Raw genomic sequence first — 12501 nt, 5'->3', positions numbered from 1 at the left:
GTACTCACGTTGCAGATCGTGATCTTCACGTCTGGGGATGCGGGATTTCGCCGGTAACGACTGGTGTGGATCGGAACAGCGACGTCGGCCGCGAGCACCCTGTTTGAGTCCTCCGCTAGGGAAGCGTTGCCGGTCCAAGGCGGCGGCGATGTGCTCGCTGTCGGCAGGTCGCGCCGCAGTAGCGGGCCGGGCGGCCGGTGGACCGGGCCTCGAGCCGGGCACCGCACTCCTCACACCGCGGTGCCGCGTGAAGCGTGCCGAGTGAGTCACGAAACGTGCGGTCTTCCGTGACGGGTGCGGGATTCCGCAGGCACTCCAGCGCAAGCCGAACCATGCGAGTGCCGCCGTTCCGGTCGCGGTGGGCGGCCCATATCGTCGCGCACCCGACAGTGAGCGCGGCGACATCGTCCGCGCTGACGTCCGTACGGACGCCGCCGGCCTGCTGGGCTGCGTGGAGCAGTTCGTCGAGTGCCTGACGGAATCGTTGCGCCGCCGCGGCCAGGCTCGGGCGCGGCCAGCTCGTTTCCGTGGTCAAGGCGTCGCACAGGTGTTTGCGCCCGTGGGATGCGGCGACGACCTCCAGGAGAAAGCCGAAGAACGCCGCGACAGGATCAGCGCGGGCCGCCCACTGTCGAGCCGCGACCACCCGGTCGTCGACCTGCTGGACGAGTACGGCCTCCAGCAGGATCTCCTTGCTGGGGAAGTGCCGGTACACGGTGCCGGCGCCCACCCCGGCCTGCCGTGCGATCGCGCCGAGCGAGACGTCCAGGCCGTGCTCGTCGAACGCCCGCGAAGCGACGGCGAGCACCTTCACGCGGTTACGGCGGGCATCGGCTCGGCCGATGCTCTGGGGGGTTGCGGTCATGTCACGTAATCCCTTGTCCGCCGGACTCAACCGGGTGGAGCATCCCACATCGACCCCGGGCCCGATCCGACCAAGCCCACCGACAATCCCGGGGCGGAGGACGACATGACCACTGACCGCTTGGTCCTCGTGACCGGTGCGACCGGCCGGCAGGGCGGTGCCACCGCACGCCGGCTCCTGGCGGCCGGCAGGCCGGTGCGCGCGCTCGTGCGGGACACGACGGCTCCCGCCGCCAAGGCACTCGAAACCGCCGGGGCCGAACTCGTCCGCGGCGACTTCGACGACCCGCCGAGTCTGCCCGCGGCGTTGGAGGGAGCGGCGGCGCTGTTCGCCGTACCGCCCGCGGTATTCGGACCGGCCGGTTCCGACGCGGAGCGGGAGTTCGCCCGGGGCCGGGCGCTGATCGATGCCGCGGCCGCCGTCGGGGTCGAGCACGTCGTGTTCACGGGCGTCGCGTCCACCCCGGGTCGCCCGGGTGGTTCCGAGGGGAAGAAACGCATCGAGGACCACCTGCGCGCGCGGATCCGGTCAGTGACCGTACTGCGCCCGGTGCGCTTCATGTCGAACTATCTCGGTTCGACGACCATCGGTCTCGACGGCATCGTCCATGGTGTGCATCGGCACATCTTCCCGCCGGACGAACCCGTCCAGATGATCGCGGTGGAGGACATCGCAGAGTTCGCCGCGCTGGCCTTCGAACAACCGGACCGGTTCGCGGGGAGAAGTCTGGAGCTGGCCGGGGACGCCCCCACCCCGGCCGAAGCAGTTGCCGCGATCAGCGAGGCCACCCGCGCCACGGTGCGCTACGAGCAGATCACCCACGCCGAGGCCGCCGCGCTCAACCCTGAGATCGCCCAGGTTCGGAAGCACTGGGCAGCCGGATCGCGCTGGCACGCCGATATCGAGGCGCTGCGCATCATCCATCCCGGACTGCGTACGCTCGCGGACTGGCTCGCCCAATCCGGCGCCACCCAGTTGCGGAAGCGACTCCTCGAAACCGCCTGAGGATTGTCCCGTAAGTGATCTTGGAGTCGATGCGGATGCAGGAGGCCGGGGCTCGATTGGCTCGGTTATCCGCTGAGGGCGAGGTGGTGCAGGCGGGCGATGCCGAGCATGGCGTGGTGGACGCCGTAGCCTTTGAGGCGGCAGTCGCGGAGGATCTTCCAGCCCTTCATGCGGGCGAAGGTGTGCTCCACGCGGGCGCGAACTCGCTTGTGGGAGCGGTTGTGTTCCTCCTTCCAGGCCGGGAGTTCCTCGCCGTTGGTGCGGCGGTGAGGGATGACGAGTCCGGTGCCCTGGTGGCCGCCGTCGGCGATGGTCATCGTTGTGCCGACGGCGTTCTTGGCGCCGGATTCCTCCCAGCCGCGGGAGTCGTGCCGGTTGCCGGGCAAGGGGCGGCCGACCACGACGACCAGGCGGGTCTCGGCGCCGATGACGACCTGATGGGCGGTGGAGTACCGGTAGTTCTTCGATTGCTCGGCGATCGTGTGGTCGCGGGTGGGCACCAGGGTGCCGTCCACGACGAGCACGGCGCCCTTCGCGAACCGCTTGCGAGGCCGGAGCGCGAGCCTGGGGCCGAGATGGTTGATGATCCGGTCGGCCGCCGACTTGGAGATGCCGAACAGCGGGGCGAGCTGGCGCATCGTCAAGTTCGCGCGCCAGTAGGCCGCGACGGGCAGCACCCGATCCTCCGGCGGCAGGCTCCATGGGCACCCGCGCCGTACCTCGTTCGCGCTCTCGCGATGCACCACAGTCACCAACTTGCCGAAACAGCATGGACTCAGCCCGGTGAACGGGGATATCCAGGACGGCTCGGACGCCGTGATCACACCGGCCACAGCAAGATCGTCCCAAGGATCCACCCCGTGGCACGATGACCACCATGTCAGGTCAGGTCTGGGTGTCACTCATATCGTTGGGCGGCGTCGTCCTCGGCGGCATGCTGTCCTACCTCGTCCAGCACCGGACTCAACTGTCAGCGGAACGCGCCGAACAGCAACGGCAGCAGAACACCCTGTCGGAGGCCCGGCGCGCGGAACGACTCGCGCTGCTGGAGCGGTTCATCGAGGTGGCGGCCGAGGCCGAACGCTCCGCCTTCAGCCGGCCCGCCGAGTTCGACGACACCCACCCCTGGTACCTCAAAACCCAGGACGTCATGAACAGACTATGGGTCGCCGAGCGGCTCATCCGCATCCAGTTCCCGCTACCGGTGCATGACGCGGCACGTGCGTACTTCCTCGACCTCAACCGGACGGTATGGGAAGGCTTGCCCGACGGCGAGAGCGTACGGGACTACCTGGAGGACAACCGGCTGGCGTTCCTCGACACGGCCCGAGCGGCCATGGGATAGCCCACCGCCGAGCCCTGAAGATCTATACGGGACATTCCTTGGTGGTCGGCTCCAGAGGTCCTTCGGGGGTTGACTCCGGAGCCGGCCGCGGGGCGCCGCCGTTCAGGTGTCGAGGTGATGACGATCGGTGATGTGGGTGCGGTTCGTCTCGGGTGAAGCTCGCGATCGAGTGGTGAGGGTGAAGTGCCGCTTGTCGGGGGTGGTGTAGAGGCGGTCGTGCTCGCGGGTGGCGTGCATCAAGCCCTGCCACTGGTCTGCGGCTCCTGCTGTTCCGTCAGTTCCGGTGCGGAGTCAGTCGATCATGGTTGAATGCTGCGTCGCGGCGCTCCGGGGGGCTGGTGCCGCGTCGTGTCCGCCTTCTCTCTGCGAGGTGATGTGGGTCACATCGGCCCCATGTCACGAACGAACGGGCAGCTTGCGTCTGGTGGTCGTCCGCAACGCGGGAACGGTCCACTCGAAAGAGGCAGCAGAGCGATGAACACGACAACGCAGCAGCACGAGGTCCTGGTCCTGGGCGCCGGCTACGCCGGGCTCTCCGCTGCGATGCAGCTCGCGGCCCGCACCAGGAAGCGCGGGAACCTGCGAGTGACGCTGGTCAACCCCTACGACACCTTCACCGAGCGGCTCCGGCTGCACATGACCGCCACCGGCCAGGAGACGGCCGAGCTGAACATCCCGGAACTGCTGGACGGCACCGGCGCCGCGTTCGTCCGCGGCTGGGTCACCGCCGTGGACGCCGATGCGAAGACCGTCCGGATCGACGACGACCGGGTGCTGCGCTACGACACCCTGGTCTACGGCCTGGGCAGCATCGCGGACACGGCCTCCGTCCCCGGCGTGGACGACCACGCCCACACCTTCAACAGCCCGGAGGACGCCACCCTCCTCGCCGACCGGCTGACCCGCCTCGACGGCGGGACGGTTGTGGTCGGCGGCAGCGGCCTCACCGGTATCGAGGCCGCCGCGGAGATCGCCGAGCGGCACCCGGAGCTCCAGGTGGTCCTGCTTGGCCGGGCGGAGCCGGGCGCGACCATGCACCCGAAGGCCAAGGCCTACCTGAACGCGGCGCTCGCCCGCCTCGGCGTGCAGGTGCGCTGCGGCGCCGAGGTGGTCAAGGTGCTGCCGGACAGCGTCGAGCTCGCGGACGGCTCCAGCATCGAGGCGGCCGCGGTGCTGTGGACCAGCGGCACCCGCGTCTCCCCGCTGGCCGCGGCTGCGGGCCTGACCGTCGACGAGCGCGGCCGGGTGGTCACCGACAGCGCGCTGCGCTCGGTCTCCCACCCGGAGGTCTACGCCGTGGGCGACGCGGCGGCGATCCGTCAGGGCTACGGTGTGATGCACGGGACCTGCCAGGGCGGCATGCCCACCGGCGTGCACGCGGCCCTCTCGATCCTGCGGGTGCTGGCCGGCAAGGAACCCAAGCCCTTCCGCTTCGGCTACTACCACACGCCTGTCAGCCTGGGCCGGAACGACGCCGTCGTGCAGTTCACCCACCCCGACGACAGCCCGCGCCGGATCGTGCTGACCGGCAAGCGGGCCGCGAAGTACAAGGAGACGGTCAGCGCCGCGCCGTGGCCGACCTTCGCCCGCATGAAGAAGATGCCCGCCTCGGGCGCGTTCTGGCCGCACGGCGGGCGCTACACCCGGATCAGGAGCGCCAAGTGACCCAGCCGCAGCAGGCCGACGCCGACCAGCTCGCCTTCCAGCAGTACCGCACCCTGCTCTTCTCGGTCGGCTACCGCATCCTCGGCTCCGCCGCCGACGCCGAGGACGTGGTCCAGGACGCCTGGCTCAAGTGGTCGGCGGCCGACCGGTCCCAGGTCGCCGACCCCAAGGCCTACCTGACCCGGATCATCTCCAACCTGGCGATGGAACGGCTCCGTTCGACCCGCCACCAGCGTGAGACGTACGTCGGCCCGTGGCTGCCCGAGCCGATCCTCACCGGCCCGGACGCCGCCGACGGCGTCGCCACGGCGGACTCGGTCTCGATGGCCCTGCTGGTCGTCCTGGAGACGCTGAGCCCCCTGGAGCGCGCGGTCTTCGTGTTGAAGGAGGTCTTCGCCTTCAGCTACGGGGAGATCGCCCAGGCGGTGGAGCGTTCGGAGGCGGCGGTGCGGCAGGCCGCGCACCGCGCCCGCGAGCACGTGCAGGCGCGGCGGCCCCGCTTCACCGCCGACCCTGCCCGCCAACGCGACGTCACCGAGCGATTCTTCGCGGCGGCCACGGGCGGCGACATCAACACCCTGATGGAGCTGCTCTCGCCGGACGTGACGCTGTGGACCGACGGTGGCGGCAAGGTCCGCCAGGCCCTCAAGCCGGTCGTCGGCCTGGAGACCGTGGCTGCTTGGTTCGCCGCGCTCGGCACCGTGACCTACCAGGGCGTCACGCCCGATCAGATGCGGGCGGAGCTCACCTGGATCAACGGCGGCCCGGGCGTCGTCTTTCGCGGCCCGGACCGTGTGATTGCGACGCTGACCTTCGACTTCGACGCGGAGGACCGCATCTCGACCATCCACAACGTGGCCAACCCCGACAAGCTCCACGCCGTCGCCGACGGCACCCGGCACGAACTCTCCTGAGCCGCCCGATCGATATCGCCCGCCGGAATCCCCGTGAGCGCCCGGACCCGCAGCCCAAGCACGGGCCGCGCCCTGGTGAAAGCGGATGCGGCAGGCTGCGGCTGTCGTGATCCACTTCTGCAGATCGGTCTGCCTGCCTTGCCTGTTGCCGCCGCGCGCCCGATAGTCCTGACCGCCGCCGAGCGGCACCGGTTGAAGAAGGCCGCCTGGGGCCACAAGTCCGAGCACCGGGCCCGGGTACGGGCGCCGATCGTGCTCCGGGCGGCTCGCGGCAGGTCCAACGCGCGTATCGCCGTCGAGGTGGGAGTGCACGTGGACACCGTGCGCACGTGGCGGGGCCGGTTCGCGGCTCGTCGGCGTGTCCGGCAGCGGGAGTCCTCCTTGTTGCGGGCGGGCCTCGTTCCCGCGTGGCTGCGGCTTCCGTCGGCGGCCCGCCCGGCGGCCGGTGTCAGCCAACTCCGCCCTTGCCCGGCGCAGCCGGGAATGACTAGGTTTGCCGCCGACAACGGACGAACAGGCAAGTGGGGCGTATGACCGCATTGGACGAGCTGGTGCAGTTGTTCGGCCCGCCGCCAGCCCGAGAGTTGTCCCCCGAGGACTGGACCGAGGTCGAGGAGTACGTCGGTTCGGCGCTGCCCGGCGACTTCAAGAAGTTCCTTGACGCCTATGGCGCCGGGGTGATCTGCGAAGAGTTGGTGGTCTTCCACCCCCGGGGGTCCAGTCCGCTGATCGATCGGATGCGGCGGATCAGCGAGTCGTTCGGCAAGTCGTGGCGTCGCGACCAGGACGAGTACCCCTTCCGGTTCCATCCCGAGCCGGGCGGGCTCATCTCCTGGGGATACGACTACTCCGGTGATGAGCACTTCTTCTGGCCCTGCGACCGGGACCCGGACCGTTGGAAGGTGGTCACCAACATCAACGGGTCGAACCCTCAGGTCTTCGATGGATCGTTCACCGGCTTTGTGCTTTCCTTCGTCCAGCAATTGCGCGATGTGGAACCGCACCATGGGATCGACCCGGCTGCCTTGGAGTTCCTTGAGCCGGAAGACCTGAATGAGCTGGAAGAACGCGGAGAGATTGGTCCGGGCAAGGTCAGCTTCGAACCGTTCTGATCCGGCTTGTGGCATCGGTATCTGTCGCTCGGAATCGAGTATCGAGAGACGTCAGCCGTCATATCGGAGGGGTAGGCCCGAGCCCGCCCGGGGTGGTCAGCCGCAGCCACTGTCTTCCGGCTGGCCTCTCGGAATGAAGTGAGCTGCGGGTCTTGTGTTCGACGATCTTGGTCGGCAGGGATCACGTCGGCCCCTCGCCCGTTGACCGCGCCCGCCCCGGCTCGAAGCACCACTTGGTCGTCGAATGCCACGGATCCCCGCTCGCCGTCACGCTCACCGGCGGCAACCGGCCCGACGTCACCCGGCTGTTTCGGGCCGTGTCCCGGGGCGACAGCCTGGTCCTCGTGGACCAACTCCGGAACTGGGCTGAGGGACTGCGGCGCCGCTGACCGTGCACGGCACGATGAGCAGGTGCGGCGAGAGCCGGGGAAGCCGACGGTGGAAGCATGACGGCTCCTGACGAAGGGTGGTCGCGGGCGGGGTTGGGACGGAAGGATGGCAGACGACTCGGCGGCGGGAGCCGACCGCCGCCGGGCCCTCCGACCCCTTCCAGGGAGCACCCCCTTGTTAAGACGCATGTGCATCTTCCTCGCCTCGCTCGTCCTCGCCGCCGCGTCCGTGCTGTTCTCGGCGAGCGCTGCCGGCGCGGCCCCCGTGCTGAGCGCCGACTGGTCCGGTTACGCCGCCGTCGGCTCCTACGACCTCGTCCAGGCCTCCTGGGTGGTGCCGGCGGTCACCTGCGCCTCCGGCAGCCAGTACTCCAGCGTCTGGGTGGGCCTGGGCGGCTACAACAGCAGCACGGTCGAGCAGATCGGCACCGAGGCCGACTGCTCGAACGGCACCCCGGTGTACTACGCCTGGTACCAGTTCTACCCGGATCAGCGGCACACCTTCAGCGAACCCGTCCACCCTGGCGACGAGCTGATCGCCTTCTCGGCCTACAACCCCGACCAAAAGAACTACAACATGGGGATCTCGGACTACCCCGGGTTCTGGAGGGAGCTCCCGGTCGGCGCGGCCTCGGTCCCGCCGCCCAGTTCCGCCGAGGTCATCGTGGGGCTGCCCCCCTGTGACAGCGGCTGCATCCCGCCGCTGGCGAACTTCGGCACGGTCTCCATCACTGAAGCCCTGGTCAACGCCGCCCCGCTCGGCAACGCCAACCCGTTGCAGATCATCATGACCACCGGCACGAGGGGCCAGAAGAAGGACACCGTCAGCGCGCTGAGTACCAGCATCACCGGTAGCGATTTCAGTGCCACGTGGGCCAGCGCCGGCTAGGTCAGAACCCGCTGAGTGCCTGTTTCTGGGCCAAACATGACATGGTGAGAGTTGTCCGGCGTTCGCTTGGCACTGTCTGGTGGGCTAGGTGATCGTCCCGGCTGGCCAGGGCATTTCACTCTGTGACCTTCGGGCGCACTGGGCCGCCGCCGTAGAGTTCTCGCTGTGACAGTTCGCCGAATGCCTGCTGCGGAGGTTTCGGTCTCCGCCGATTTGGTGCGCCGTCTGCTCGACGAACAGCACCCCGATCTGGCGGGCCTGCCGGTCGAGGTGCTGGCCAACGGCTGGGACAACCTTGTGTGCCGGCTTGGTGAGGAGTTCCTCGTCCGGTTGCCCCGGCGTGCCATGGCCGCCGAGCTCGTCGCGCACGAGCAGCGGTGGTTGCCGCAGTTGGCCGGCCGCTTGCCGTTGCCTGTGCCGGCGCCGGTGCGTGTCGGGCGGCCGGCGGCTCAGTATCCGTGGTCCTGGAGCGTCGTGCCGTTCTTCCCCGGCCGGATCGCGGCGCGATCGGAGCCCGACGATGCCTGGTCAGCCGCTGCGGCGCTCGGCGATTTTCTGGATGCGCTGCACGCCCCAGCCCCTTCGGCCGCGCCGGTCAACCAAGCTCGCGGAATTCCGCTGGCCGGGCGGGCCAAGGGTGTCCTGACCGGACTGGCGCATGTCGACCTGGACGAGCGCGCCACCGCACTGCAGATCTGGGAGACGGCCGCCGCTGCGCCTGCTTGGGACGGGCCGCCGGTATGGCTGCACGGTGACCTGCACCCTGCCAACATCCTGGTTTACCGTGGCCGGATCAGCGCCGTGATCGACTTCGGTGACATCACCTCCGGTGATCCCGCCACCGACCTGTCCGTGGCCTGGATGTTGTTCACGGCGGAGCAGCGTGCTGCCCTTCGACAAGCGTACGGCCGCGCGGACGACGCAACTTGGGAGCGGGCCCGCGGGTGGGCGCTTGCCCTGTCCCTGGTCTTCCTGTCGCAGTCGGCGGACAACCCGCTGATGCGCGGCATCGGCGAACGCACCTTCCGCGCGGTGCTGGAGTAGCGAACAGCCTCCAGGATCCACCTAACTCCGTTCGGCAGGCCGACGGGCGCCCGGGTTGGGATCGTGTGGCATCAACCCGGTGTGATCAAGATGGCGAAGGAGCAGCGCAAGTGATTGGTGCGGCTCTTGTCCGGCTGTGTCGATGACGAGGTGCTCCCGGGCCCACGGTTCGTAGTCGCGGTCGAGGACCTGCTGCCAGTCGGGCGGTGGCAGGTCCGGAATGTCGATCGATCGCGTGGTCAGGCGGTCTCGATGCTCGTCCGGGTCTGAGCAGATGACTTCCACTTCGACGACGGGGACGACTGCCTTGGTCCCCACGTTATGCCAGCTGTCGCGGGTGACCGCCAGGGGGTTCACGGATTCCGCGATCACGGTGAGTCCTTGCTGGAGATGTTCCTGGGCCAGGGCGTAGCCGATGACGTAGCCGACCGGTCCGACGGGGTGCCGTGCCAGGCCGGAGCGGACGATGGCCTGTTCGATGGTGTCGACGCGCAGGTGGACCGCGTCGATGCGTGCGGCCAGCAGCCGCGCCAGGGTGGTCTTGCCTGTGCCGGGCAGTCCGCCGATCACGATGAGCATGTACTCATCCTGCCGGAGCCGGAGGGAGACGAAGCAGGCGGCGCCGTGGGAGAGCTGGTCCCGGTCCGGGATGCGGGCCGGTCCGGGTGGGGTTGCTGACCGTGAACTTGAGAACGGTCAGTCCCGGTTGGCGTCGCGGGAGGCGGGCTGTGTGCTCCTGCGGGACGGCCGGCGGGTGATGCGCCTGGTCATCAGCGTGATGGCGGCCCATGTGATGAAGGTTTCCGAGTGCTGGACGAGTTGTTCGTGGTCCGGGGCGTGACGGTGGGCGTGCGTGATCCAGGCGGGCGGCGGTTCGACTGTTCGGCGGTGGGGGCGGGACGTCGAATCCGGTGGTGTCTTTCGGGTGGCTGTTGGTGTTGGGTGTCGGGTTGGGGGTGGTTGTTGCGGGGGTTCGGCTTGGGGTCCGGGATGATGTGTTGGCGCTGGCTGGGGGTCGGGCGCGAGGGCGGGGTGTGGGACCGGTTGCACTGTGCCGGGAAGCTGGACTGGTTCCGGGCGGTGATCGGCGGCTCTGGCCGCCGGGCCTGCCGGGCCTGCCGGGGTGGCCCAGGACCGGGCCGAGCGCGGTCGGCGGTGCCCGGTCGGGCGCGAGGCACCATGTGGTCCGGGAGGCAGGGGGCACGCTGCTCGCCATCGTCCTGGCCGGTGGCAGCCGCCATGGCATTACCCGGCTGCTGCCGTTGCTCGGCGTGATCCAGTGGATCGGCGGAGTGGCCGGTCGCCCCTGTGGCCGGCTGCGGTGGTTGTTCGCCGGCCGGGGTTACGGCTTCGGCGAGTGCCGTCGGCGTCTGTGGAAGCGGGTCATGTAGCCGGTCGTCGTCCGACGCGGAGTTCCGTACGGCTTAGGCGTGGGCCCGGTCCGCTGGGTGGTCGAGCGGACGAATGCGTGGATCGACGGCTTGCGACGGCTGCAGATCCGCCAGGAGGTCCGCGACGGCATTCACGAGGCGTTCCTGAAGCTTGCGTGCCGTGTGATCACCTTCAGGCGGCCCGGGCATCGTGTCAGCTCCTCCAGGCGGCGGCGTGGGGCTGCGGGGTTGTGCCCGGTGGTGTGCGGCTGTCAGTGGACGAGCCCGCCTACACGCCGGGCTGGAACTATTGGCTTGTTTTGGTCGTCTTGTGTGCTGGCTGTGTACAAAGCGGAGCGGTGGGGGATGTTGTGACGCGGAACGTGACGAAGGCCGGTCTCATGGTGGTGGCCATGGTGGTGGTGCTCGGGGCCTCGGCCTGCGGCGGGGAAACCGGGTCGGCTGCCGGGGGCGGCGACGCGCTCCCCGCACATGGGACGGAAAGGTCCGTGGTGCTGTCCGGGGGCGGGTCGCCGTCAGGGTCGGTGCCGGCGTCTGCCGGCGCCGTGAGGACGTTGTCCGGGGTCGCGCGGGCCACGGCGTCGCCTGTCACCCGGCACGTTCCGTGGAACCTGGACATTCTGGACCAGCGGTCGCGGCCCCTGGACGGGAAGTTCACCACCACCGCAAGGGGTAAGGGCGTGCACGTCTATGTGATCGACACCGGGATGGACATCGGCCACAAGGAGTTCGGCGGACGCGCCCACCTCGGGGCCGACTTCGTGGGGGCGAAGGACTCCGGTGACTGCTTCAGTGAAGCCGGCACCGGGCACGGCACGTTCGTCGCGGGCATCATCGGCGGGGCGAAGTACGGAGTGGCACCCGGGGCGGATCTCGTACGGGTCCAGGGCATCGTGTGTGAGAGCGAGGGCGGCGGCTCCGCGGCAGCGGCCGAGGCGGCCCTGGTCAAGTCGGTCAAGTGGGTGACCGCGCACGCACGGAAACCCGCGGTGGTGAACATGTCGCTCAACCTGGATCACCGGTCGGCTGCCCTGGAGGCGGCCGTGAAGAAGATGGTCGACGCGGGGATACCCACCGTGGTGTCGGCCGGCAACTTCCATGACGACGCCTGCAAGCACTCTCCGGCCGGTGTTCCCGGCACGATCGTCGTCGCGGCCTCCACCCCCGGCGACCGCCCATGGAGCGACGGCGGCTCCTACGGGTCGGGGTACGGACGGTGCGTGGACCTGTACGCCCCCGGCCAGAAGGTGACCGCCGCTCTGGCGGGAGGCGGTACGGTCACGGAGGACGACGGTGCCACGTCCTGGGCCGCGCCGCATGCGACCGGCGTGATCGCGCTGTACCTGTCGGCACACCCTCATGCCACGGCCAAGCAGGTCCATGTCTGGCTCGACCACACGGCCACGCCCGGTGTCCTGCGGGGCGTCCCCTCCGGCACCCCCAACCGGCTGCTCAACACCGGCGGCATCTGACCCGCTGCGGTGGCCCGGTCTCATGGCCCCCCTGCGCTAGGCGTCACCGTAAGGGCGGGCGCGGGTCGTACGGTCACCGCGGTCGCGCCGGCGTCTCCTCGGTGCAGCACCCGACGCGCCCCGGCGGGGCGAGCGGCTCTCGGCACCCGCCCCTGCGCGGGGCGGGGTACGGCGTCACGTTCACGCGCGGTGTGAGGGCGCCGCGCACCGTGCCGCCCCGGGTGCTCGTCCACGGGGGTCCGGTGCTTGCTGTCCGACGGGGGCCGGAAGACGAACGGCACGGCGACTCCCGGCCGTAGGCGCAGTTCACGCAGCCGACTTGACTGCGGTGGTCTCTGGGTTGGTTGAGCAGCACTTGCTCGCTGAAAGACGGTTGACTCTCACCTGTGGCGGTGTCGCCTCCGCGTACG

At 69.6% G+C, this 12501-nt stretch carries 14 protein-coding genes and 1 pseudogene; 11 read left to right on the top strand and 4 right to left on the bottom strand.

Annotated features, from left to right (window positions below; genetic code table 11):
• Positions 1-115: 115 nt before the first annotated feature.
• Complete coding sequence (locus ACIPSJ_RS51275; RefSeq protein WP_401357230.1) at positions 116-865, bottom strand: TetR/AcrR family transcriptional regulator; 750 nt, start codon at positions 863-865, stop codon at positions 116-118.
• A 105-nt stretch (positions 866-970) separates the two neighbouring features.
• On the opposite strand from ACIPSJ_RS51275, the gene ACIPSJ_RS51270 reads away from it, so the two are divergent.
• The gene (locus tag ACIPSJ_RS51270; RefSeq protein WP_401357228.1) at positions 971-1870 is read left to right on the top strand and encodes an NmrA/HSCARG family protein; all 900 of its coding nucleotides are present in this window, start codon (positions 971-973) and stop codon (positions 1868-1870) included.
• A gap of 65 nt (positions 1871-1935) precedes the next feature.
• Here ACIPSJ_RS51270 and ACIPSJ_RS51265 read toward each other — a convergent pair whose 3' ends face one another.
• The gene (locus ACIPSJ_RS51265) at positions 1936-2703 is read right to left on the bottom strand and encodes a transposase (protein WP_401357225.1); all 768 of its coding nucleotides are present in this window, start codon (positions 2701-2703) and stop codon (positions 1936-1938) included.
• Between the two features lie 35 nt (positions 2704-2738).
• Between ACIPSJ_RS51265 and ACIPSJ_RS51260 the strand changes: the two genes are divergently transcribed.
• Positions 2739-3215 carry a hypothetical protein gene (locus ACIPSJ_RS51260; protein ID WP_359218579.1) on the top strand — a complete coding sequence of 159 codons (477 nt, stop codon included), beginning with the start codon at positions 2739-2741 and terminating at the stop codon, positions 3213-3215.
• 102 nt (positions 3216-3317) lie between these two features.
• Here the strand turns inward: ACIPSJ_RS51260 and ACIPSJ_RS51255 are convergent, their stop codons facing one another.
• A complete protein-coding gene (locus tag ACIPSJ_RS51255) occupies positions 3318-3452 on the bottom strand; it encodes a hypothetical protein (protein ID WP_401357221.1) in 135 nt (44 codons plus the stop codon).
• Positions 3453-3689: 237 nt separating this feature from the next.
• Here ACIPSJ_RS51255 and ACIPSJ_RS51250 point away from each other — a divergent pair, with 237 nt between their 5' ends.
• From ACIPSJ_RS51250 to ACIPSJ_RS51220, 7 genes and pseudogenes are all read left to right on the top strand, one after another.
• Positions 3690-4880, top strand: a complete 1191-nt coding sequence (locus ACIPSJ_RS51250; RefSeq protein ID WP_401357218.1) for an NAD(P)/FAD-dependent oxidoreductase — start codon at positions 3690-3692, stop codon at positions 4878-4880.
• Positions 4877-5794 carry an RNA polymerase sigma-70 factor gene (locus ACIPSJ_RS51245; protein ID WP_401357215.1) on the top strand — a complete coding sequence of 306 codons (918 nt, stop codon included), beginning with the start codon at positions 4877-4879 and terminating at the stop codon, positions 5792-5794. The genes ACIPSJ_RS51250 and ACIPSJ_RS51245 overlap by 4 nt, the downstream gene beginning before the upstream one ends.
• Positions 5795-5827: 33 nt before the next feature.
• On the top strand, positions 5828-6328 hold the full coding sequence (locus ACIPSJ_RS51240; RefSeq protein ID WP_401357213.1) for a helix-turn-helix domain-containing protein: 501 nt from the start codon (positions 5828-5830) through the stop codon (positions 6326-6328).
• The gene (locus tag ACIPSJ_RS51235) at positions 6325-6906 is read left to right on the top strand and encodes a hypothetical protein (protein ID WP_401357211.1); all 582 of its coding nucleotides are present in this window, start codon (positions 6325-6327) and stop codon (positions 6904-6906) included. The genes ACIPSJ_RS51240 and ACIPSJ_RS51235 overlap by 4 nt, the downstream gene beginning before the upstream one ends.
• A 179-nt stretch (positions 6907-7085) precedes the next feature.
• Positions 7086-7226, top strand: a pseudogene (locus ACIPSJ_RS51230) (IS5/IS1182 family transposase); the annotation flags it as partial.
• 244 nt (positions 7227-7470) lie between these two features.
• On the top strand, positions 7471-8184 hold the full coding sequence (locus tag ACIPSJ_RS51225) for a G1 family glutamic endopeptidase (protein WP_401357209.1): 714 nt from the start codon (positions 7471-7473) through the stop codon (positions 8182-8184).
• Between the two features lie 180 nt (positions 8185-8364).
• Entirely contained in the window at positions 8365-9228 is an 864-nt protein-coding gene (locus ACIPSJ_RS51220; RefSeq protein ID WP_401357207.1) for an aminoglycoside phosphotransferase family protein, read from the top strand.
• A gap of 21 nt (positions 9229-9249) precedes the next feature.
• On the opposite strand, the gene ACIPSJ_RS51215 is transcribed toward ACIPSJ_RS51220, so the two are convergent.
• Positions 9250-9807 carry an AAA family ATPase gene (locus ACIPSJ_RS51215; RefSeq protein WP_401357205.1) on the bottom strand — a complete coding sequence of 186 codons (558 nt, stop codon included), beginning with the start codon at positions 9805-9807 and terminating at the stop codon, positions 9250-9252.
• Positions 9808-10409: 602 nt separating this feature from the next.
• On the opposite strand from ACIPSJ_RS51215, the gene ACIPSJ_RS51210 reads away from it, so the two are divergent.
• Both ACIPSJ_RS51210 and ACIPSJ_RS51205 read left to right on the top strand, forming a co-directional pair.
• A complete protein-coding gene (locus ACIPSJ_RS51210; protein ID WP_401357203.1) occupies positions 10410-10619 on the top strand; it encodes a hypothetical protein in 210 nt (69 codons plus the stop codon).
• Between the two features lie 680 nt (positions 10620-11299).
• Positions 11300-12091, top strand: coding sequence for a S8 family peptidase (locus ACIPSJ_RS51205; protein WP_401357201.1), 792 nt, complete (start codon positions 11300-11302; stop codon positions 12089-12091).
• Positions 12092-12501: the final 410 nt, after the last annotated feature.

The sequence above is a fragment of the Streptomyces sp. NPDC090088 genome, assembly GCF_044747345.1.
Classification (GTDB): domain Bacteria; phylum Actinomycetota; class Actinomycetes; order Streptomycetales; family Streptomycetaceae; genus Streptomyces.
Note: the sequence above shows the minus strand (reverse complement) of the source record. Positions and strands in the feature narration are given on the sequence as shown.

Bases quoted from the DNA above. Each gene is read 5' to 3' on its own strand.
- ACIPSJ_RS51255 (WP_401357221.1), bottom strand. From the start codon at position 3,452: ATGCACGCCACCCGCGAGCACGACCGCCTCTACACCACCCCCGACAAG.
- ACIPSJ_RS51215 (WP_401357205.1), bottom strand. From the start codon at position 9,807: ATGCTCATCGTGATCGGCGGACTGCCCGGCACAGGCAAGACCACCCTG.
- ACIPSJ_RS51275 (WP_401357230.1), bottom strand. From the start codon at position 865: ATGACCGCAACCCCCCAGAGCATCGGCCGAGCCGATGCCCGCCGTAAC.
- ACIPSJ_RS51235 (WP_401357211.1), top strand. From the start codon at position 6,325: ATGACCGCATTGGACGAGCTGGTGCAGTTGTTCGGCCCGCCGCCAGCC.
- ACIPSJ_RS51270 (WP_401357228.1), top strand. From the start codon at position 971: ATGACCACTGACCGCTTGGTCCTCGTGACCGGTGCGACCGGCCGGCAG.
- ACIPSJ_RS51260 (WP_359218579.1), top strand. From the start codon at position 2,739: ATGACCACCATGTCAGGTCAGGTCTGGGTGTCACTCATATCGTTGGGC.
- ACIPSJ_RS51250 (WP_401357218.1), top strand. From the start codon at position 3,690: ATGAACACGACAACGCAGCAGCACGAGGTCCTGGTCCTGGGCGCCGGC.
- ACIPSJ_RS51220 (WP_401357207.1), top strand. From the start codon at position 8,365: ATGCCTGCTGCGGAGGTTTCGGTCTCCGCCGATTTGGTGCGCCGTCTG.